Source organism: Microbacterium paraoxydans (genome assembly GCF_018224615.1).
Taxonomy (GTDB): Bacteria; Actinomycetota; Actinomycetes; order Actinomycetales; family Microbacteriaceae; genus Microbacterium; species Microbacterium paraoxydans_B.
Genome location: NZ_JAGTUK010000001.1, coordinates 634,750 through 655,460, shown reverse-complemented (window position 1 = coordinate 655,460; position 20,711 = coordinate 634,750). Strand labels below are relative to the sequence as shown.

Annotated in this window: 22 protein-coding genes and 3 tRNA genes; 7 read left to right on the top strand and 18 right to left on the bottom strand. The window is 70.6% G+C overall.

Annotated elements, in window-relative coordinates; genetic code table 11:
• The first annotated feature begins 63 nt into the window (after positions 1 to 63).
• Positions 64 to 1,008: a LysR family transcriptional regulator gene (locus KE274_RS03065; RefSeq protein WP_431806685.1), complete on the top strand. Its 945-nt coding sequence runs from the start codon at positions 64 to 66 to the stop codon at positions 1,006 to 1,008.
• Between the two features lie 71 nt (positions 1,009 to 1,079).
• Here the strand turns inward: KE274_RS03065 and KE274_RS03060 are convergent.
• Together KE274_RS03060 and KE274_RS03055 are read right to left on the bottom strand one after the other, a co-directional pair.
• A tRNA-Arg gene (locus KE274_RS03060) sits at positions 1,080 to 1,152 on the bottom strand.
• 64 nt (positions 1,153 to 1,216) lie between these two features.
• Entirely contained in the window at positions 1,217 to 1,801 is a 585-nt protein-coding gene (locus KE274_RS03055; RefSeq protein ID WP_211541154.1) for an asparagine synthase, read from the bottom strand.
• Between the two features lie 131 nt (positions 1,802 to 1,932).
• On the opposite strand from KE274_RS03055, the gene KE274_RS03050 reads away from it, so the two are divergent.
• Positions 1,933 to 2,772 (top strand): SDR family NAD(P)-dependent oxidoreductase, encoded by an 840-nt coding sequence (locus KE274_RS03050; protein ID WP_211541150.1) that lies wholly within the window; start codon positions 1,933 to 1,935, stop codon positions 2,770 to 2,772.
• Positions 2,773 to 2,785: 13 nt separating this feature from the next.
• On the opposite strand, the gene KE274_RS03045 is transcribed toward KE274_RS03050, so the two are convergent.
• The 9 genes from KE274_RS03045 to KE274_RS03005 form a co-directional block, all read right to left on the bottom strand.
• On the bottom strand, positions 2,786 to 3,649 hold the full coding sequence (locus tag KE274_RS03045) for a hypothetical protein (protein WP_211541147.1): 864 nt from the start codon (positions 3,647 to 3,649) through the stop codon (positions 2,786 to 2,788).
• A complete protein-coding gene (locus KE274_RS03040; protein ID WP_211541145.1) occupies positions 3,646 to 3,891 on the bottom strand; it encodes a hypothetical protein in 246 nt (81 codons plus the stop codon). Before KE274_RS03040 ends, KE274_RS03045 begins: the two co-directional genes overlap by 4 nt.
• A gap of 94 nt (positions 3,892 to 3,985) precedes the next feature.
• Positions 3,986 to 4,648 (bottom strand): GntR family transcriptional regulator, encoded by a 663-nt coding sequence (locus KE274_RS03035; RefSeq protein WP_211541144.1) that lies wholly within the window; start codon positions 4,646 to 4,648, stop codon positions 3,986 to 3,988.
• Positions 4,649 to 4,727: 79 nt separating this feature from the next.
• Positions 4,728 to 5,369 carry an NADPH-dependent F420 reductase gene (locus tag KE274_RS03030; RefSeq protein WP_211541143.1) on the bottom strand — a complete coding sequence of 214 codons (642 nt, stop codon included), beginning with the start codon at positions 5,367 to 5,369 and terminating at the stop codon, positions 4,728 to 4,730.
• 59 nt (positions 5,370 to 5,428) lie between these two features.
• The gene (gene sufU, locus KE274_RS03025; protein ID WP_211541142.1) at positions 5,429 to 5,863 is read right to left on the bottom strand and encodes a Fe-S cluster assembly sulfur transfer protein SufU; all 435 of its coding nucleotides are present in this window, start codon (positions 5,861 to 5,863) and stop codon (positions 5,429 to 5,431) included.
• Positions 5,860 to 7,167 (bottom strand): aminotransferase class V-fold PLP-dependent enzyme, encoded by a 1,308-nt coding sequence (locus KE274_RS03020; RefSeq protein ID WP_211541141.1) that lies wholly within the window; start codon positions 7,165 to 7,167, stop codon positions 5,860 to 5,862. Before KE274_RS03020 ends, sufU begins: the two co-directional genes overlap by 4 nt.
• Before the next feature lie 48 nt (positions 7,168 to 7,215).
• Complete coding sequence (locus KE274_RS03015; RefSeq protein WP_211541139.1) at positions 7,216 to 8,019, bottom strand: DUF1206 domain-containing protein; 804 nt, start codon at positions 8,017 to 8,019, stop codon at positions 7,216 to 7,218.
• Between the two features lie 67 nt (positions 8,020 to 8,086).
• Complete coding sequence (locus tag KE274_RS03010; RefSeq protein WP_211541136.1) at positions 8,087 to 8,722, bottom strand: GyrI-like domain-containing protein; 636 nt, start codon at positions 8,720 to 8,722, stop codon at positions 8,087 to 8,089.
• Positions 8,723 to 8,820: 98 nt separating this feature from the next.
• Entirely contained in the window at positions 8,821 to 9,684 is an 864-nt protein-coding gene (locus tag KE274_RS03005) for an AraC family transcriptional regulator (protein WP_211541132.1), read from the bottom strand.
• A gap of 177 nt (positions 9,685 to 9,861) precedes the next feature.
• Here KE274_RS03005 and KE274_RS03000 point away from each other — a divergent pair, with 177 nt between their 5' ends.
• Positions 9,862 to 10,380: a hypothetical protein gene (locus KE274_RS03000; protein WP_211541130.1), complete on the top strand. Its 519-nt coding sequence runs from the start codon at positions 9,862 to 9,864 to the stop codon at positions 10,378 to 10,380.
• 31 nt (positions 10,381 to 10,411) lie between these two features.
• Here KE274_RS03000 and KE274_RS02995 read toward each other — a convergent pair whose 3' ends face one another.
• The 3 genes from KE274_RS02995 to KE274_RS02985 all read right to left on the bottom strand — a co-directional run bounded on the left by KE274_RS02995 (position 10,412) and on the right by KE274_RS02985 (position 12,313).
• Entirely contained in the window at positions 10,412 to 10,546 is a 135-nt protein-coding gene (locus KE274_RS02995; protein WP_211541129.1) for a methionine/alanine import family NSS transporter small subunit, read from the bottom strand.
• Complete coding sequence (locus tag KE274_RS02990; protein ID WP_211541124.1) at positions 10,543 to 12,162, bottom strand: sodium-dependent transporter; 1,620 nt, start codon at positions 12,160 to 12,162, stop codon at positions 10,543 to 10,545. Before KE274_RS02990 ends, KE274_RS02995 begins: the two co-directional genes overlap by 4 nt.
• Positions 12,163 to 12,224: 62 nt before the next feature.
• A tRNA-Ser gene (locus KE274_RS02985) sits at positions 12,225 to 12,313 on the bottom strand.
• A gap of 161 nt (positions 12,314 to 12,474) precedes the next feature.
• On the opposite strand from KE274_RS02985, the gene KE274_RS02980 reads away from it, so the two are divergent.
• The 3 genes from KE274_RS02980 to KE274_RS02970 all read left to right on the top strand — a co-directional run bounded on the left by KE274_RS02980 (position 12,475) and on the right by KE274_RS02970 (position 16,024).
• Positions 12,475 to 13,185 (top strand): potassium channel family protein, encoded by a 711-nt coding sequence (locus tag KE274_RS02980; protein ID WP_211541122.1) that lies wholly within the window; start codon positions 12,475 to 12,477, stop codon positions 13,183 to 13,185.
• 96 nt (positions 13,186 to 13,281) lie between these two features.
• Positions 13,282 to 14,196 (top strand): alpha/beta hydrolase fold domain-containing protein, encoded by a 915-nt coding sequence (locus KE274_RS02975; protein ID WP_211541118.1) that lies wholly within the window; start codon positions 13,282 to 13,284, stop codon positions 14,194 to 14,196.
• A gap of 325 nt (positions 14,197 to 14,521) precedes the next feature.
• Positions 14,522 to 16,024 (top strand): Ig-like domain-containing protein, encoded by a 1,503-nt coding sequence (locus tag KE274_RS02970; protein ID WP_211541117.1) that lies wholly within the window; start codon positions 14,522 to 14,524, stop codon positions 16,022 to 16,024.
• A gap of 88 nt (positions 16,025 to 16,112) precedes the next feature.
• Here the strand turns inward: KE274_RS02970 and KE274_RS02965 are convergent, their stop codons facing one another.
• The 4 genes from KE274_RS02965 to serS form a co-directional block, all read right to left on the bottom strand.
• A complete protein-coding gene (locus tag KE274_RS02965; protein ID WP_307872132.1) occupies positions 16,113 to 17,342 on the bottom strand; it encodes an LCP family protein in 1,230 nt (409 codons plus the stop codon).
• A gap of 52 nt (positions 17,343 to 17,394) precedes the next feature.
• A tRNA-Ser gene (locus KE274_RS02960) sits at positions 17,395 to 17,479 on the bottom strand.
• A 42-nt stretch (positions 17,480 to 17,521) separates the two neighbouring features.
• Complete coding sequence (locus KE274_RS02955) at positions 17,522 to 18,343, bottom strand: HAD family hydrolase (RefSeq protein WP_211541114.1); 822 nt, start codon at positions 18,341 to 18,343, stop codon at positions 17,522 to 17,524.
• Positions 18,340 to 19,644, bottom strand: coding sequence for a serine--tRNA ligase (serS, locus tag KE274_RS02950; protein ID WP_211541110.1), 1,305 nt, complete (start codon positions 19,642 to 19,644; stop codon positions 18,340 to 18,342). The genes KE274_RS02955 and serS overlap by 4 nt, the downstream gene beginning before the upstream one ends.
• 56 nt (positions 19,645 to 19,700) lie before the next feature.
• Between serS and KE274_RS02945 the strand changes: the two genes are divergently transcribed.
• The gene (locus tag KE274_RS02945) at positions 19,701 to 20,699 is read left to right on the top strand and encodes a diacylglycerol/lipid kinase family protein (RefSeq protein ID WP_211541102.1); all 999 of its coding nucleotides are present in this window, start codon (positions 19,701 to 19,703) and stop codon (positions 20,697 to 20,699) included.
• Positions 20,700 to 20,711 lie beyond the last annotated feature (12 nt).

Sequence of the window (20,711 nt, the reverse complement as noted above, 5' to 3'; positions counted from 1 at the left end):
CGCTAGTTAGGGCAGCCTAATAACTCCAATGCATAGTTCGAGTTGAAACCATGCGGGTAGGCTATGGCCATGAACCTCGAGCAACTCCGCGGGTTCGTCGAAGTCGCCCGCCTCGGACACTTCACCCGCGCTTCCGAGCACCTGCACCTCGCGCAGCCCTCGCTGAGCCGCCAGATCTCCACGCTCGAGCGCGAACTCGGAGCCGAGCTGTTCCACCGCGCGCGCGGCCACATCACGCTCACGGCCGCCGGGGAGACGCTGCTCCCCCGTGCACAGCGCATGCTCGCCGAAGCCGACGCCATCCGCGACGAGATGGGCGAGCTCGCAGGGCTCCGGCGCGGACGCGTGCGGCTCGGCGCACCACCCACGCTCTGCATCAGCCTCGTCGCCGAGGCCCTCAGCTCGTTCCACGCCTCCTACCCCGATGTCGACCTGCACCTCATCGAGGGCGGCTCCCGCTTCCTGGTCGAACAACTCGCGGTCGGCGCGGTCGACATGGCGCTCATCACCCAGTCCGACAGTCCGGCACCCGCCGGCGTGAGCCTCACCCGAACGCCGCTGCTCGCGGAGGAACTGGTCGTGGTCTCGTCCGCCGCACGCCCTCCCGTCGCCCGCACGCCCGCGATCCCGCTCAGCCACCTCGCCACCCTGCCCCTCATCGCGTTCGACGAGAGCTACGAGCTGCGTGCCACCACCGACGCCGCCTTCCGCGCCGCCGACCTCACCCCGGACCTCGTGCTGGAGGGCGGCGAGATGGACTCCGTGCTCCGGTTCGTCGAGCGGGGTCTCGGCGTCGCCGTGGTGCCCGCCATGGTGCTGTTCGACCGGCCGACCCTGCGGTCCGTGCGCCTGTCCCATCCGGCGATGGCCCGCACGGTCAGCCTCGCGCACCGGTCCGACGTGAGTCCCGCCATCGCCGTCGCCGCCATGCGCCAGGTCATCCTCGCGACCGCTGCCGAGGTCGCCCGTCGCGACCCCGCTATCACCAGCCTGCTCGACGCCGTGTGACGCGCCGTACGGGGATGCAGAAACGGCCCCCGCCGAAGCGGAGGCCGTTACGTCACTGTCTCAACACAGTGTGCGCCCGAAGGGACTCGAACCCCTAACCTTCTGATCCGTAGTCAGATGCTCTATCCATTGAGCTACGGGCGCCCAGCCCGCTCAGCGGGCCGTAGAACAGCCTACAACAGTCGCGAGACGAAAGCGAAACGAGCGCTCAGTCGGCCTTCGCCGCCGCCTTCTCCTGCTTCTTCCGACGCTTCTCCTTGGCCCGCTGCGCCGACGACAGCGCCTGCAGATCGACCAGACGCAGCGCCTGCATGCGGGCCTCCCGCATCCGTGCGTAGTCGGGATCCTGCTCCGGGCGCATCCCCTCCACGCGCAACCGCCGGTCGAGGTTGTGCCGCACATCGGCCCACGCGGCCGCCCTGGCCTCCTCGACGATCGCCTCCAGCTGCTCGCGATCGTCCATCATCTCCCGCAGCCGCTGCGCCACCCCGGTCGACTGCTTCGCGCGGCGGCGGAGGTTGCGCACGTCGCGGTCGCGGTAGTCGTGCGTGCCGACCGGATCGGAGTGGCGCCCCCTGGCCCGCTTGCGCAGCGCCGTGACGGTGGCCGCGGCCTCCTCCGACTCCTCGGCCATCGCGCGCAGAGCCTCACGGGCGTCGTCGACGTAGCGGTCGAGATCGAACACGCCGCCCTCCGCGATCGTGCCGATGAGGATGTGGTTCTTCACGGCGAGGCGCGCGGCGGCCGTCGCGATCGCGACGCCTTCGGCGATGGCATCCGCAGTCCGTCCCACCGGCACCTCCTTCCCACGAGCGTACCGGTATCGATGCGGCCCGGTCTCGGCCAGAATGGTTCAGCACCAGCATCTCGCAGGCGTCCGACATCGCGCGGCGCCGGCCCGGATCGCACCCGCAGGGAGGCGCGATGAAGCATCTCGACCTGGTCGGCAGCACCACCGTGATCACGGGCGCCGCGAACGGCATGGGCGCCGAGATCGCCCGACAGCTCGCGCCCCGCGGCGTGCACCTGGCCCTCGTCGACCACGACGGCGCTGCACTCGATGCCCTCGCGGCCGAGCTCACCGGCGCCCCCGTGACCACCCACGTGGTGGACCTCCGCGACGACGACGCGGTGTTCGCCGCCGCCGCACAGCTCAGCGCCGCGCACCCGCGCATCACGGCGCTGATCACGTGCGCCGGTTCCTCCATGCTCGGCGACCTCGACCAGCTGACCATGGAGGAGATGCGCTGGCTGACCGACGTGAACCTGTGGGGCACCGTGTCGATCACCAAGGCGCTGCTGCCCGCCCTTCGAGCCGCCCCCGCCGCCCACATCACGCACCTGGCGAGCGTGTACGCCCTCGCCGCTCCCGCCGGCCGCCTCCCCTACGCGCTGAGCAAGTTCGCCGTCCGAGGGTTCTCGGAAGGACTGCGCCACGAGCTCGAGGGGACCACGGTCTCGGTCGGCGCGGTCTACCCGGCCGGCGTGCGCACCGGCATCATCCTGCACGGACGGTACGCCGCGGCGATCGACCCCGCGGTCGCCGCCCGAGCGGCCGCCGCGCAGGCCGCGATGTACCACACCGACCCGGCCGACGCCGCCGCCCGCATCATCCGCGCCACCGAGCGCCGTGCCGCCCGCACCATGGTCGGCCGGGAGGCGCGCCTGATCGACCTGCTCGTGCGTCTCGCGCCCACCGCATACTGGCGGGTCATGCGCCGGCCCCTGCGCGCCGCGACCGACACCAGGACCCCGGTCGCCTGAATCTCGTGCGGCCTCAGCGCACCGCGCCCACCCAGATCCCCGAGGCCCACGCCTGCTGTTCGCCGTTGCAGCCCACCGATCCGGGGAAGCCGCGCACCACGGCCATGCAGTTGGCGAGGAACTCCGGGTCGTTGCCGAACAGCGCGGCGTACGACCCCGACGACGTGAGGGCGCCCCACACCCGGAACTGATAGATGTGGGCGAGCTCGTGCGCCATCGCCCAGTTCAGCCGTCCGGCGCTCCAGTTCGCGATGTCCGCGCGGTACTTGATGTACCCGTTGCTGTTGGCGCACGCGGGCGCGTTCCCTCCCGCGCACGACGACGACTCGTACAGTCCGACGCCGCCGCCGCCCACACGGTCGAGCGCGGCCCGCACGCGCGCATAGCCGTCCGGCCCGCTGGTGGTCCAGGCGGGACCGCCGGGACCGGCGACCTGCGCTGCCTGCCACGATGCGACCTCGGTGCCGAGCTTCGCGGTGATCGCGTGGATCGTGGCGGTGGCCGCGACCACCGTCGCCGCGTCGTCGTCTTCGGCGAGCACGGTCTGCTGCGCCGACAGCGCGGACGCCCGGTGGGTGGCCGTATCGACCTTGCCCTCTGCCCCCTGCAGCGCGGTCGCCAGCGCCGCGAGCTCGGTCAGGAAGGCCGGCCGCACCTCCAGCACCGCCGCCCGGTCGGCAGTCGTCTGCTCGGCGCCCTCGATCGACGCCGCGAGATAGTCGGTGCGCTGACCCGCGTCGCGGTACTGCGCGGTGAGAGCCCGCAGCTCGGCGAGCGCCTCCGACCGCTCGTGCTCCAGCGCATCGGCGCGCGCGAGCACCCCGCCGGCGAGCAGCACGGCGACCGAGAGCGCGATCACCAGCACGCGACGGATCACTTCAGGAACCCCGTCGTGTCGGCGAGCTTCGCATCCTGCTCCGCGATCTGCGAGCGCAGCGCGGTGAGCCGCGCAGCCAGCTCGCGGTTGTCTCCGCGCGATGCGTCCAGAGCGTCCTCGACGCGATCGATCTCCGCCCTGATCGCCGCCACCGCGGCAGCCCGCTCCTGATCGGCGATCACCACGAGCGCGGCGCCGCCCAGCAGCAGCAGACTCCCGACGACGACAGCAAGACGGCGCATCTCGCTCCCCAGACAGCGACAGTGACCGGACCGATTCCGACCGCACCAATATACAGCCGGGGCTCTCCGCACCGGGGGCGGATCTACCGCGTGATCAGAGCGCCAGGTCGTTACGAGCCAGGCGCCGCTCGGCCGCCGCCTGCCCGCTCGCCAGGTGCTCGGGGATGAGGGTGCGCAGCCGCTCCGTGTCGCGCGCGGCGACAGCCTCCAAGATCACCCGGTGCTCCTCGGCCATCGCGACCAGGTCGTCGTGCTGGCCGAACAGCCACCGCAGCCGGGTCAGGAACACCGCGATCAGCTCGCCCAGCATCTCGTTCGCGGCGAGGTCGACCGCGACCTCGTGGAACTCGGCTGCCGCGCGACGGGCGGTCTCCGCATCTCCGGCTCGGGCCGCCGTGAGTTCTCGCTCATACGTGTGGCGCAGCCGGGCGATACCGAGCTCGTCGTGACGTTCCGCCGCGAACACGAAGATCAGGGTCTCGATGGCCTCCCGCACCTCGGCGAAGGCGCGGATGTCCTCGTGCGTGAACTCGCGCACCACGGCCCACGTGCGCGGACGAGCGGTCACGACCCCTTCCGCCACGAGCGTGCGGATGGCCTCCCGGACGGGCAGGCGTGAGACGTTCAACTCGGCTGCGATGTCGCGTTCCACGAGCCGGGAACCGGGCGGCCGCCGGCCCAGCACGATGTCGTCGCGCAGGATCCTCGTGACCCTGACCGACTCGAGCTCATTGCCCGCCCCCATAGCCCCCGCCATCCGGGCATTGTCCCACCCCGGCCGGGGTTCCTCAACTTTTGGTATCCCAGCCAGGGTGGGCGCGAGGGCCGGTTCGGGCTCAGGGAAGGCGGTTCGCCTTCGCCAGGTTGGCCTTCAGCTCCTCGGCGTTCTGCCGCGTGACGTACGCGGGGCGATCCCGCTCCACCCGCCACGACTCGCTGAGCGGACCGATGTTCACCGTGTCGAAGCCGGCCAGGTCGTAGAACCGGGTGACGAACTCGACGGCCTCGGCGTCGTCCCCCGCCGTCGCGAGCGCGCGACGGTTCGGCGTGCCGGCCGGGGCACCGTCGGTGGTGATGTCGTGGGCCATGATGTGGTTGAACGCCTTGGCGATCTTCGAGGTCGGCAGCTTCTGCTGCAGCAGCTCCGAGGTGGTCGTCTCGCCCTTGTCGAGAGCTTCGATGTGACCGTCGCGCTCGAAGTAGTAGTTGTTCGTGTCGAGCACGATCTTGCCCGCCAGCTGCTCGGTCGGGAGCTGGTCGATCGCGTGCAGGGGAACCGTCACCACCGCGACGTCCGCGGCCGCCGCGGCATCCTCCGCGGTCGCCGCCCGTGCCTTCGGACCCAGCTCCGCGACGAGATCGGCCAGCGTCTCCGGGCCGCGCGAGTTCGCGATCACCACGTCGTACCCGTTCGCCACCGCGACGCGCGCGACCTGGCTGCCGATGTTTCCTGCACCGATGATTCCGAGAGTAGTCATGTTCGGCCCAACGCCCGGACGCCTGCTCTATTCCCGTGAATCGGTCATGCGGAGCCGACTCAAAGGCGGGTCAGTGCGTCCTCCGTCGCCACCCACGCGAGCATCGCGCACTTCACCCGAGCGACATACTTCGAGACCCCGCCGAGGGCGGCGGCGTCGCCGAGCAGCTCCTCGTCCGGGGCGATCGTGCCGCGCGAGCGCATGGCGTCGCGGAACGCCGCGATGCGCACCTCGAGCTCCGGCACGCTCAGCCCCTCGGCGAGCTCGGCCAGCAGCGACGCGGATGCCTGCGAGATCGCACACCCGTGACCCTCCCACGCGATCGCCTCGATGGTGCCGTCGGCGCCGCGGTGCACCTGCAGGGTGATCTCGTCGCCGCAGGTCGGGTTGAGCTGATGCGACTGTGCCGGAACCTCCTCGCGCAGCCCATAACCGTGGGGCGTGCGCGAGTGGTCGAGGATCAGCTCCTGGTACAGGCCCTGCAGGTCGCTCATGCGCCCCTCCGGAAGAAGTCGATCGCCCCGGCGACACCCGCGATCACGGCGTCCACCTCGGCCTCGGTCGTATACAGGTACGTGCTGGCCCTGGTCGACGACGTGACCCCGAGCCGACGGTGCAGCGGCTGCGCACAGTGATGCCCCACGCGCACCGCGATGCCCTGGTCGTCGAGGAACTGACCGACGTCATGCGCGTGGATCCCGGCCACGTCGAAGCTCGCCAGGCCCACGCGCGGCAGGGCGATGTCGGCCCCGAGCACGCGCACGCCGTCGATCTCGCGCAACCCGTCCACCAGACGCCGACCGAACGCGGCCTCGTGCGCGGCGATGCGCGCCATCCCGACCCCGTCCAGGTAGCCGACGGCCGCGGCGAGCGCGATCGCCTGCGACACACGCTGTGTGCCCGCCTCGAAGCGCTGCGGCGGCGGAAGGTACTCGGCCTCGGTCGTCGTGACGGTCGTGATCATCGACCCGCCCGTCAGGAACGGAGGCATCGCGGCCAGCACCTCGCGTCGGCCGTACAGCGCCCCGATCCCGGTCGGGCCGAGCATCTTGTGACCGGACAGCACCGCGAAGTCGACGCCCAGAGCCCGCACGTCGAGCGGCAGGTGCGGCGCCGACTGGCAGGCATCGAGCAGCGTGAGGGCGCCCACCCCGCGGGCGAGCGCGACCAGCTCCTCCACCGGGTTGATCACGCCCAGCACGTTGGACACGTGCGTGAACGCGAGCAGCCTCGTCCGCTCGGTCACGAGCTCCGCTGCCACGTCGAGACGGAGCGCACCGTCGTCGTCGAGCGGGATGACCCGGAGCGTGGCCCCGGTGCGTGCCGCGAGCTCCTGCCACGGGATGAGATTGGCGTGATGCTCCATCTCGGTCGTGACGATCTCGTCGCCCTCGCGGAGCCGCAGGCGCTCGGCGGCGGCTCCCCCGCGGCCGAGCGAGGCGTTCGAGATCGAGTAGGCGACCAGGTTGATGGCCTCGGTGGCGTTCGAGGTCCAGACGATCTCGTCGTGGTCGGCACCGACGAAGCGGGCGACGGCGGAGCGGGCGTCCTCGAACAGCTCGGTGGCCTCGGCGGCGAGCGTGTGCGCCCCGCGGTGCACGGCTGCATTCATCGTGGTCGCATAATCGCGTTCTGCGTCGAGCACGGCGTCCGGTCGCTGCGAGGTCGCGCCCGAGTCGAGGTACACCAGAGGGTGACCGTTCACGTTCGTACGCAGGATCGGGAAGTCGGCCCGAATCCGCTGCACCTCGGTCTCGGTCAGCGGGGCCATCACGTCGACTCCGGGAGAAGCGCTCATCGTTCCAGTCTCCCATCTCCCGAGCACCGCAGGCGCGGCGTTCCGCGGCTACGACATGCGCGCCAGCCGTGCTCTCGCGATGCAGAACACCCCGTAGACGGCGAACCCGACCCCGACTGCGCCGAGCACGAGCCCGCCGAGGGGCAGCGCGAGCAGACTGTGCAACGCGGCATCGAGACCGGCCGCCTTCTCCGGGTCCTGCGTGACCGCGGCGACCACGAACAGCACCCCCGTGACCGCCACGGCGATGCCCTTGCCGATGTAGCCGACCACGCCGAGCGTCACGATGCCCGCGCGCCCCGCCCCGGTGGGCAGGTCGATCAGCTTCTCGAACGACCGCGTGATGCCGCTGCCGATGAAGCCGAGGCCGACGCCCACCACCGACAGGCCGAGGATCACCAGCAGCGCGACGCCGCCGGGCGCGGACAGGACGATCTCGCTGAGCGTGCGCGACGCGTCCTCCGACTCGGCACGACCGCCCAGCGCGTAGATGAGCGCGAGGACCGCGACCACGAGGTAGGCCCCCGCGATGCCGCCGAGCTTGACGCGCCGTCCCCACTTCTTGGTCTCCGCAGGGTCGGCCGCGAGGAAGGCGCTGGCGATCTGCCACGCGGCGAGCGCGAGCAGCCCGACCGCGACCGAGAGCAGCAGCAGCCCGCCGATGGGATTGTCCCGGATGCGCTCCATCGCGCCGTCCTGGTCGGCGTCTCCCGAACCGCCGAAGGCGATGCTGAGCGCGATCGACCCGATCACCACGTGGATGAGCCCCAGCACGACGAAGCCGACACGGGCGGTTCTCCGGAACGCGGTCGAGTCCTTCGCCGCGCGCGCCGCATGCTTCACGCTGCTCATGCGGGAAGGGTATCGCTCGGATGCCGCGGCGGAGAGGGGGTTGCATTCGCCCGCGTGCGTGGTGTGGTCACGCGATGCGCGCGACCGGCTGCCGCAGGATCGTGCGGAGCTTCGCGGGGTCGGTGCGCCGGATGTCGCTCAGGTACACCTCGTGGTGACGGCCGGTCATACGCAGTCCGTTGTCGGGGATGAAGCGGTCGTGCAGCTCCTCGAGCACGGGGGCCTCGTCGTCGAACGGACCGACGTGCAGCGTCTGCACGCACAACCCCTCCTGCAGCGTCTCCAGTCGCACCGATCGCAGGGCGGGGAGCGGCTCGCGCTTCTTCGCGCTCTTGGCCTCGACCGCATCGACGGCCCGCGCGAACAGGTCGGGGGTCACGTGGTCGCCCACCATCAGCAGCAGCGTCCACTGCCAGGCCGACTTGTCCCTGCGCGACGTGAACGACGCCATGTCCTCCGCGTGCCACAGCCCCTCCAGCGGCATCACGACCGTGTCGATCCCGAGCTCGGCCCGGCTCGAGAACTTGAGCGTGTACGCCACGGGGAACAGCGCGGACACGGCCTCCGCGTACACGGGCGAGGTGTTCGGGTCTCCCGCACCGTCGATCATGAGGTACTGCAACGGCGGCACCTCGAGCACGCGGAACTCTCCGCGCTTCGCTCGATAGGAGTCGAGGGTCTTCTTGGGGTCGATGGCAGCCATCGCCAGCCTCTCGGAGTACGGACGCGGTGTGTGCGAGCCAGTGTGCCAGGGGCGTCCGACATCGGGGCGGGGCGAGTCGCACGCCCCGCCCCTGCGGCTCACTGCGCTTCCACGGGCAACCACAGCTCGCACGCCGCCGTGTCCCCGCGGAACTCGCGGTACCGCACGATCGACGGCCCCGGCCGCAGCCGCCAGGGGTTCGACGGGAACCACTCGGTCGCGGTGGCGGCCCACAGGTCCTGCAGAGTCTGCGCGAACGGGCCGTCGGCGGCGAACACCGCCCAATCGCCCGCGTCGAGCCGCAGCACGTCGAGGCCCTCCGACACCGGTGTGCGCTCACGCAGCGCGACGCCGTGCAGATACGTCAGAGGCGTTCCCTCCGGCGCGTCCGGCTCCACGTCGGCGGTCACCGCGAGGATTCCCGAAGGCTCCGCGTCGTTGAGCTCCTTGAGCCGCACGTGCTCCTCGGCCGGTATCGCCGCGATGTGCTGCTGGATGTGGGGGTTCACGCCGCGGTGGATCAGGGGGACCTGCGCGGCGTGGCCGACCAGGTGGAGGGCGGGTAGTGGCGTGATGGTGACGTCCATCGGGGTGCTCCCTTCGACGCTCAGGCGGAACCGGAGCGTGGGTTGTGTGCGGAGAGGACCCCCGTCACGGCGCGCTTCGGCCGGACCGATGCCGTGCACGGCGCGGAACGCCCTGCTGAACGCCTCGACCGAGCCATAGCCGTGGCGCACGGCCACGTCGAGCAGACTCGGTGCGCCGCCGACGAGCTCCGCCCCGGCGAGCGTCATCCGGCGACGACGCACGTACTCCGAGACGGGCATGCCGGCGAGCGCCGAGAACATCCGGCGCAGGTGGTACTCGGTCGTGCCGTGCGCGCGAGCCACCGCCTTCACGTCGAGTTCCTCGGCCGGCGCGGACTCGACGCGATCCACCAGGGCGTTGAGCGTGCCGATCATGGGTTCCTCCTTTTCCCCACCATCGTGACCGCCGGGCCGGAGGCGTCACCCGATCATTCTGGTCTGATCCGATCAGGCGGGTCCGCGAGCGAGAGCGTTCACACCCCGTTCCGATGCAGTGTGAACGCGCATCCCGTATCGTCGGAGTCTCTGGGGGATCACGGGGAGCGAGTCGGCATGCAGGTGAAGGACCTCCTCCTTGGCGTCCCTTCCGGCCTGCCCGGCCTCGCGGACGCCGAGAATCCGTTCGTCGACGCGCTCGCTCTCGTGGACACCCAGGTCACCAGGGTCGTCGTCGACGTACTGGGCGGCACAGTCGGCATCCTGCTGGAACTGCGCCAGGCCCCGCGACTACGGGGTACGACCGGGCTTCTCCGGGTGGCCGGTGTCGTGCGTCAGGAATGGACGGGTTCCGCCGCCGCGAACCACTTCACCGCCTGGACGATCACCGACGCCGTCATCGAGCGCGATCTCACCGATATCCGCATCGACCTGCACTGTCTGCCCGCCGGGTCGCTGCACGTCACGGGCAGCACGGCCGACTTCGTGCTGCTCGCCGCCAGGCCCGATCTCACCCCGCCTCCCCCGAACGACCCGGAAGCGTTGCGCCGCTTCGGAGAGGTGGACGAGTCCGCCGCGGCCGACCCGCTCGCTGCCGCGCACCTGCGCACCTCGGCCCCGTTCCCTCGCCGTTGAGGAGCCATCGGGGCCGCTGATGCGCTGCGGTTCACAGCTCGGTCGGCACCGCGGGCTCGGCGTCGTCGACCTCCGGATGCTTGGCGAGGTTCACGATCGCGGCGATGAGGCCGCCCCACACCGTGACCATCGCGATGATCATCATCACGATCGCTGTCGTGGTCATGCGCCCGCTCCCTTCGCCTCGACCGCGGCAACCCGGATGGCCGTCGTCTCCGGATCCGCGGCGTACTCCTCGTCCTCGAGGAACTCGTCGTAGCCGGAGTCGTCCTTCGCGCGCGACCGCCGGCTCCACGGCACGAGCGAGAGCAGCACGCCGCCCACCATCAGGGCGACGACCATGCCCCAGCCGAACACCGCCAGGAACCACGCCGGATAGCCGCTGTACGGCTCGGACACCTTGCTCACGAGCTCGCTGATCAGCAGGTAGCCGAGCACGACCGGAGCGAGCACGCCCACCGCAAGGCGCCAGACGATGCCGACGCGGAAGCTCGACCGGCGGTTCAGGTGGTCCTGCAGCTCGGGCAGGCGGTGGAGCACCCACGCGACCACGATCACAGCGACCAGGGCCACCGCCATGATGCCGAAGGCGTTCACGAACGCGTCGGTCGTGTCGAGTACGGCGAGGGCGGTCGTGGTGGAGAACAGCGCCATCGAGATGACGGCCAGCGGGATCGACACGATGAGGGTCGTGCGCACCCGGCCCCAGCCGAGCTTGTCCTGGAGCGCGGCGACGATCACCTCCAGGATCGAGATCATCGACGTGACCCCGGCGAACACGAGCGCCCCGAAGAACAGCACGCCGATGATCGAGCCGCCCGTCGCCTGGGAGACGATCGTGGGGAATGCCACGAACGCGAGCCCGATACCGGAGGTCGCGACACCGGCCACGTCGGTCGACTGCGCGTGCGCCATGAATCCGAGCGCCGCGAACACTCCGATGCCCGCGAGGATCTCGAACCCGGAGTTCGCGAAAGCCACCACGAGCCCGGACCCGGTCAGATCGGTCTTGCGCTTGAGGTACGACGCGTACGTGACCATGATCCCGAACGCGACCGACAGCGAGAAGAAGATGTGCCCGTACGCCGAGGCCCACACACCGGGATCGGCGAGCGCCTCCCAGTTCGGCGTGAAGAAGGCGTTGAGGCCGTCGAAGGCGCCGGGCAGGAACAGCGCCTGCACCACCAGCACCGCGAACATGAGCGTGAGCAGCGGCATCAGGATCATGTTCGCGCGGCCGATGCCGCGCTTGACCCCGAGCGCCATGATCGCGATCACGACCACCCACACGCCGATCAGCGGCACGCCGACGCCCGGGACGAACTCGCCGGAGAGCCCCGCCTCGGCGACGTCGGCCGAGCGGAGGAAGTCGACGAAGAAGAAGTCGTTCTCGTTGCCCGCCCCCCAGGTGAGCTGGGCCGAGAACCAGGTGTACATGGCAGCCCACGCCACGATCACCGCGTAGTACACCGCGATCACGACGCAGATCAGCACCTGCCACCACCCCAGCGGCTCGGCGGCCCGGTGCAGCCGCCGGAACGCGAGCGGCGCGGAGCCACGGAAACGGTGCCCGATGGCGTAGTCGAGGAAGAGCAGCGGGATACCCGCGGTCAGCAACGCGCAGAGGTAGGGGATGAGGAACGCACCCCCGCCGCCCTCGTACGCCACGTACGGGAAGCGCCAGATGTTCCCGAGACCGACGGCGGAGCCGATGGCCGACAGGATGAACACGTTCCGCGAGCCGAAGGCCTCGCGCTGCGGGGGCTGGGTGGGAGCGGACATGCGGGCGACGATACCGGAACGACGAAGCCCCGGCGAGCGGACTCGTCGGGGCTTCGGATCTGCGGAGACGAGGGGATTTGAACCCCTGGTCCCCGTAAGGGGACTCCACCTTAGCAGGGTGGTGCACTAGGCCGGACTATGCGACGTCTCCAGGCATCCGACGCGAACGTACGGATGCACTCGACCAGTGTAACGGGTTCGGGGAGCCGTGACGAACCGCGCCCTCCGCCGCGCCTGCCCGTCCGGCGGCGACCGGCTGGGATACTGTCCGCATCCGCGGACGGTGCCGTCCGTGGCGGAGAGGAGCGCACGATGAACCGGTCACCCCATCCGCCCCTGGGCGCCTCGCTCGACACGGCCGACAGCGCCTGGACCTCCCGGGCGGTGGGCTACGCGGTCGTCCTCCTGCTCCTCGGTCTCTCCTACGGCCTGTGTGCCGCGCAGCCGAGCTCCGATCCGAGCCCCTGGGCCTTCCTCGCCATGCTCGTCACCGTGGCGATCGTGTTCCGGGTCACCCGCGCGCGGGCGCTGGTGCAGCGGGTGGTCTGGGTCGTGCTGTCCACGGCCGGCGCGGCCGCCCTCGTGGCGACGTTCCTCGGCACGGGGACCCCCGCCCTCGCCGTCGCGCTGTCGGCCGCCTCGATGGTCGCTCTGCTGGTGGCGCCCTGGGCGATCATCGCGCACCAGGTGACGCGGCGGGGGCTCGACGTCGAGGCCCTGCTCGCGGCGATCACCGCCTACATCCTCGTGGGGATGTTCTTCGCCTTCGTGTACAACCTCGCCTCGCAGTTCCTCTCGGAGCCGCTGTTCACCGGCACCGATAAGGACTCGCTGGGCGACCAGCTGTTCTTCTCGTTCACTGCTCTCACCACCACCGGCTACGGCAACCTGATCCCGGACGGCCCTGGCATGCAGGCGGTCGCGGTCGCGGAGGGCATCACCGGACAGCTGTTCCTGATCACGGCCGTCGCCCGCATCATGCGCGGGGCGAGCGCACAACGCGCCACCCCGACGCCGGTCTGACCGAACAGCCCCGCCCCCTCCCCCGTTCTGCATCCCGTACGGGGTCGCGCGGAGCGGCGGCCTCGATAACGTCGCCGACGCGGTCATGCTGGATCGGTGCCACAACCTCGCAGCCAGGATTCCCGGACGGAGCCGCTCCGCACTCGACGCGCAGGAGAGGACCACCACGCCCCGCGCATCACCGATCACACGATCGACGGACCGCACGGACCGCTCCGGGTGAGGGTGTACGCCCCGGCGTCGCCGAACGGGCATGGACTGGTATGGGCGCACGGCGGTGGCTTCGCGGGTGGCGACATCGACATGCCCGAGGCCGACGCCGTCGCCCGGGCACTGTGCGACCACGGGATCGTCGTGGTGAGCGTGGACTATGCGCTCGCCCCGATGACGGCCGACTGGACTGCGCGCCTCGGCGCCCCGGAACGACCGGGCGTGCACTACCCCGTCGCCCACGACGAGGTGGTGGCCGCGTTCCAGTGGGCGCGATCGTCGAGGCTCGCGTCCGGAGACTGGGCGATCGGCGGTGCCAGCGCGGGGGGCAACCTGGCCACCGGGGCGGCGCTCCGGCTGGCCCACGACGGCAACGGCGCGCCCGCGCTCGCGGTCCTCGCCTATCCGACGCTGCAGGCGGTGCAGGACGCCCCCGGCGCAGAGCTGCGGGCGCTCCTCGACGCGACCCCGGCCGCCGACGTGTTCCCGCCGGAGTTCGTGCGCGGGATGTACGAGAACTACCTGGGCGGCGACATCGCCAACGCCGAGGTGTACGCCGTCCCCGGCACTGCGACGCCCGACACGCTCACCGCGTTCCCTCCCACGATCATGGTCAACGACGAGACCGACGAGCTGCGCGTCTCCGGAGAGGCTTTCGCGGAGGCGCTGCGCACCGCGGGCGTCGAGGTGACGACGGTCGTCGAACCGGGCACCACGCACGGCCATCTCAACCGGCCGGAGGAGCCCGCGTTCGACGCCACGATCGAGCGGTTCGCGTCGCGGATCCTGCAGCTCCCCTGATCCGTCGGCTCCACCGGGCGGCTCGCTCGCGGATCGAACGACCGGCGATGCGACGAGCCCGAGAGGCGCGCTGACCCCGGTTCGCGGGGCGATCCGCAGCGACCGAGACGAGGTCCGCGGCCATGGGTGGCGAAAAGGGACGGACCCGGCCCCGTCGGACCGGCTCCGCCCCTCGTTCGTCGCACCGCTGGGTGCTGTGAGCGCCTGCCGAGCTCTGCCCCTCCGCAAGCTCGGCGGGCTCGACCCTCCCACTTGTAGTGTAACATGCTACCGGTTAGTGTCACCACTCGCCCGGTTCGCGGGCAGCGCTCACAAAGGACAATCAATGACGAAGACCAGATACTCTCGCGCACTCGCCCCCGCCGGCGTCCTCACCACGCTTCTCGCCTGTTCTCTCGCCGCGGCTCCACCCGCGACGGCGGAGACGATCGACGGCGCCATCACGAGCGTCGAGGTAGTCCAGGAGACCGCGTCCGCCGGCTCGGACGTGCAGATCGATCTCGCGTGGAGCGTGCCGAACGGTTCACACGCGGGCGACACCTTCACCCTGCAGCTCCCGCCCGAGCTGCTCGCCCTCACCTCGGGCTTCTCTCTGACCGACGCGAACGGAACCACCGTCGCGGAGGCGGCCATCTCCCCCGAGGGCCTGGCCACGTTCACCCTTACCGACTACGTGACCACGCACCCGCTCTCCGTGCACGGCACCGCGCACTTCTGGGCGGAGTTCCAGACCACGCAGATCGGCACCACCGTGCCGATCACGTTCACGGGCGACGCGGGGACCGCGTTCGACGACGGCATCACGGCGACCGGCATCCCCGGAATCGACCGCAGCGCGCCCAGCAAGGCGGGCGCCTGGACCGACCCGGCCGACCAAGGGAAGAGCCATCCCCAGGGGGCACTCCAGTGGACCGTCGCCTCACCGCGCGGCCCCCTCGCCTCCCTGGTCTTCGACGACCCGGCGCAGCCAGGGCAGGAGGTCGACTGCACGTCGCCCATTCTCGTCCGTCACACCTCCACGACCGACGGCGATGGCTTCCTCACCGACCTCACCCCGGTGGACGCGAACGACTACACGGTCGACTGCACGGCCCAGAAACTCACGGTCTCGATGGGCCGCCCGGTCGCCGACGGCGAGATCGTGCAGGTCAAGTTCCAGAACACGGTCACCGATCCGTCCCTCGACGTGTACCGCAACACCCTGTCGGTGACGGCGGACGGCCGATCCTGGAACACGCCGGGTTCGGTCCGCCGCCTGAGCGCCGGCGGCGACGGGGCCGGCACCGGCCTGGGCCAGCTGGCGATCACCAAGGCCGTGCAGGGAGACGCCACGCCCGCCAGCCCGTTCACGATCGTGGTCGACTGCCAGTGGGCAGGCGGATCAGCGCCGGACTATCCGCGCACGCTGACGTTCACGGGTGCGGAGACGAAGACGCTTACGGCGCCGGTCTCCAGTGTCTGCACCGCCACCGAGACCGAGAACGGCGGCGCCGCCGACGTCACCGTCAGTCCGGCCGCCACCGTCGCCGATGCGGCAGAGCCTACGGCGGAGATCGTGGTCACCAACACTTTCCCCGCCGCCCCGAACGCCCCGGCCGACCCCGGCACCCCCGCCGACCCGAACGCCCCGGCCGACCCCGGCACGCCGGCCGACCCCGGCACGCCGAACGTCCCCGCGCAGGCCGCGCCCGCCGACCCCGGCACCGGCGCTCTCGCGACGACCGGCGGCAGCGTGTCGCCCTTGCTCCTGGCCGGTGGAACACTGCTCGCGCTCGTCGGCAGTGGGCTGGTCGCCGCGCACATCGTGCGGGCTCGCCGCAGTCACTGAGCGCTCGAACGCCTGCGTGGACACGAGGGCGGGGCGAGGTCGTTCGACCTCGCCCCGCCCTTCGTTTTGTCTGCGCTGCGGCGGCAGCTCAGCGCACGTTGCCGTTGGAGCAGGTCTGCTGTGCCGCCGAGTTTCCCTTGATGGTGTCGGGCAGCGCCACCACATCGCTCGGCGTCGCGTTGGGGTCGGGCGTGGCCTCGGTCGGCGTGGTCGGCTCCTGCACGATCACGCCGTCGTTGCTGGTGTTCTGATGCGTCACCTGCAACTGCGCGTTCTTCTCGATCGCCTCCCACATCACGTCGGCCGCCTCCTTGTTCGGAACGACCTTGTTGGGGTCGGCGCTGTCAGCGTTGGTCGGGTACTGCAGGAAGACGATGTCCTCGAACGGCACGGACTTCAGGGCAAGCGCGATCTGCGCGATCCGCACCGGGTCGGCCAGCGACGTGCTGGTCTCGAGGTTCTGGAGGCCGATGTTCGCGAGCTTGAGCATCACCGGGACGTTGCCCAGGGTGTCGCTGCTGATCAGCGCACGGGCGAGACTCGACATGTACTGCTGCTGATTGCCGATGCGCCCCAGGTCGCTTCCGTCGCCGACGCCGTGCCGGGTGCGCAGGAACTGGAGCGCCTCGAGGCCCTGCAGCCAGTGCGTGCCCTCGGCCAGGTCGAGCCCGGTGTAGCGGTCCTTGATCGGATTCGCCAGGCACACCTCGACGCCACCGATCGCGTTGGTGATCTCGATCACGCCGCCGAACGTCACGGACGCGGCGAACTGGATCTCCTGATCGGTCAGCTGCGAGATCGTCTGGACGACGCAGTTCAGACCGCCGTCGGTGTAAGCCGTGTTGAGGGCCTGCTTGCTCATCGCGGAGTGGACGTTGCCGTCCTTGTCCTCGCACTCGGGGATCGGCACCATCAGGTCGCGGGGGAAGCTGACCACCGTGACCCGGCGCGGCTCCTGCGACACGTGCACGAGTAGGTTCACGTCATTCAGCGTGCCGCCCGCATCGCGCCCCGTGCAGCGGTCCCCGAACAGGTCCTTGTACTTCTCCTCGCAGGTGTCGACGCCCGTGAGAACCAGGTTGAAGCCATCCTTGTACTCGCCGATGTCCGGCGGAAGGTCTTCCTGACCGTCGAGGTCGACGGCGTTCGCGGACACCGTGCTGGAAAAGTCGTAGAAGAAGTAGGTACCGACACCGATGCCGCTGACGAGCACCACCGCCAGGCCGATCGCGATGAACTTCATCAGCTGACCCAGGGGGCCGGGGGTGTGCTGCTGGCCGTGTCGCGCGAGGGTATGACGGCGTCGCTTGTCGCTCACTCGGGCCCTTTCAAGTTCAGCGCGGCATGACGGGGGCGCCGCGCTCGGTATGCGGAGGGTGTGGGATTCGAACCCACGAGACATCTCTGCCCACTGGTTTTCAAGACCAGCTCCATCGGCCGCTCGGACAACCCTCCCGACAGATACGTCTGCCGACCAGGCGTGAGTCTAGCCGAACTCTATTCTCGGGCGTCGACCTGGGCGGGCGCTGGAAGCGTGTCGAGAGCGGCGGCGAGACCGCCCGCCTCCACCTCGCTCGTGACCTCCCCCGCCGCGTCCTTCACCTCGGCGGGCGCCTGCCCCATCGCGACCGCACGGCCGCCGCCTGCGAGCGCCCAGCCGAACATGCCGATGTCGTTGCGTCCATCGCCCGCCACCAGCACGCGGTCACGCTGCAGGCCGAGCTCTTCGCGCACGCGCTCCAGAGCCGTACCCTTGTCGACACCCTGCGGGGCGATGTCCAGCCACGCGGTCCAGCCGATGGCGTACGAGACCTCGTTGAGCCCGGCGTCGGCCACCAGGCGGTGGAAGTCGTCTTCGTCGTGATCCGGCGAGACGACAACGATGCGCGAGACAGGAAGATCGCCGAGCTGATCGAAGTCGACCTGCCGCCCGCCGTCGAGGGTCCAGTCGTCCAGCTGCTCGGTGTAGAGCCGCTGCCCCGAACCCAGCTCGACCATGTACCGCGCATCCGGCAGGCGGTCGCGGAGCAGCGCGAGCGCCGGCGTGGGGTCGAACGTCTCCACGTGCCAGCGCTCCCACCCGTCCGCCACGCGACGCATGGTCACGGCACCGTTCGAGCAGACCACGAGATCCGCGGTGAGTCCCAGCTCTTCCACATAGCGCCGCGTGCCCATCCAGCTGCGCCCCGTGGCGATCGTGACGAGGTGGCCGGCATCGCGCACGCGGGCGATCGCCTCCGGCACCCCGGGGCTCATCGTCTCGTCCTGCAGCAGGATCGTGCCGTCGACGTCGAGGCCGACCAGCCAGGGCGCGCTCACCGGGCGGCCTGCGCGTCGGCGAGCGGGCGGATCACCTCGAGACCGCCGAGATACGGACGCAGCACCTCGGGCACGAGGACGGAGCCGTCGGCTTGCTGATGCGTCTCCAGAAGCGCGACGATCCATCGCGTGGTGGCGAGCGTGCCATTGAGCGTGGCGACGTGCTGCGTCTTCGCCGCGGGCGCCCCCTCCTCGGCCTGCGGGCGGTATCGCACGTCGAGGCGACGGGCCTGATACGTGGTGCAGTTCGAGGTCGACGTCAGCTCGCGGAACGCGCCCTGGGTCGGTACCCACGCCTCGATGTCGTACTTGCGCGCCGCGCTCGACCCCAGGTCGCCCGCGGCGACATCGATCACGCGGTACGCGAGCCCGAGCGCCGTGAGCATCTCCTCCTGCAGCGCCACCAGCCGAAGGTGCTCCGCCTCCGCCTCCTCGGCCGAGGTGTACACGAACATCTCGAGCTTGTTGAACTGGTGCACGCGGATGATCCCGCGGGTGTCCTTGCCGTGCGATCCGGCCTCACGGCGGTAACACGTCGACCAGCCCGCGTAGCGCAGGGCGCCGTCCGACAGGTCGACGATCTCGTCCTTGTGGTAGCCGGCGAGCGCGACCTCGCTGGTGCCGACCAGATACAGGTCGTCGTCCTTGTCGAGGTGGTACACCTCGTCCGCGTGCTCCCCGAGGAAGCCGGTGCCCTGCATGATCTCCGGCCGGACGAGCGTCGGGGTGATCATCGGCACGAAACCGTTCTGCAGCGCCTTGTCGAGCGCGAGGTTCATCAGCGCGATCTCGAGGCGAGCACCGATCCCGCGCAGGAAGTAGAAGCGTGCGCCGGAGACTTTCGCTCCGCGCTCCATGTCGATCGCGCCCAGCAGCTCCCCGAGCTCTAGGTGGTCGCGCGGCTCGAAGTCGAACGCCGGGACGTCGCCCACCCGCCGCAGCTCGACGAAGTCCTCCTCGCCGCCCGCAGGAACCCCGTCGATCACGACGTTCTCGATGCGAGCGAGCGCGGCCGCCGCCCGCTCGGACGCCTCGTTCGCGGCGTGCTGCGCCTGCTTGACGCGCTCGGCGAGATCCTTCGCCTGCGCGACGAGGGCCGCCTTCTCCTCCTTGGGCGCCTTCGCGACCTGCTTGCCGAACGCATTCTGCTCCGCGCGCAGCTCCTCGAACGCGGCGAGCGCGGCCCTGCGCGATCGATCGGCCTCGAGCGCGACGTCGACGGTGCTCTGGTCGTTGCCACGGGCAGCCTGCGAACGGCGGACGATCTCCGGGTTTTCGCGGAGGAGTGCGAGGTCGATCATCCCGCAAGTCTACGAGGTGCGACTGACCCCCTCGGATGCCGGTCTAGAGTAGCGCCATGCGCACCAGCCCCCCTGTGACCCGGCAGGCGGCGCTGGTGTACAACCCCGTGAAAGTGGACGGGAAGCATCTGCGGGCACTGGTGCGGGACCTGTGCCGGGATGCCGGCTGGGAGCACCCGGCCTTCTACCCCACCACCGTCGACGACGCCGGGCAGGGCGCCACGGCCGAGGCACTCGCCCGCGGGGTCGACGTGGTGCTGGTGGCGGGCGGCGACGGCACGGTGCGTGCGGTCGCCGAGGCGATCGCGGGCACAGGGGTCCCCCTGGCGATCTTGCCGAGCGGTACCGGGAATCTGCTCGCGCGCAACCTCGGGCTGCCGCTGACCGACCCCGCCGAGATGATCCGCGCGGCCCTGGGCGACTTCCGCCACCCGATCGACATCGGCTGGGCACGACTCACCCGCGCCGACGGCGAAGAGGCCGAGCATGCGTTCGTGGTGCTCGCGGGGATCGGGCTGGACGCCGACATGATCGCCAACACCCGCTCCGACCTCAAGCGCTCCGTCGGGTGGATCGCCTACGTCGACGGTGCCGCCCGCTCCCTCCCGCGCGCCAAGCCGTTCCGTGCGGTCTATCAGATCGGCGAGGGACGGCTGCACTCCACCAAGGTCCACAGCATCCTGTTCGCCAACTGCGGCACCCTCCCGGCGGGCATCTCGCTCATCCCCGATGCCTCGATCACCGATGCCACGCTCGACGTGGCCGTCATCCAGCCGACCGGCGTGCTCGGCTGGCTCGGTGTCTGGCGCAAGATCTGGTGGGACAACTCGGTGCTGCGTCGTTTCCGCGCGGGGCGCTTCGTGCTCGAGCGCCGCGGCAAAAACGCCTCCGTGCACTACTTCCGTGGCCCTGCGGCCGAGGCGGCAGCACCCGCTCCCACACCGGTCGAGCTCGACGGTGACGAGTTCGGCGAAGCCGTTCGCGTGGTGTGCCGTGCCGATCCCGGGGCCCTGCTGCTCGCGCTTCCTGCCGGCCACCCCGTCCACATCCTCTGACGGGGTGGCGCT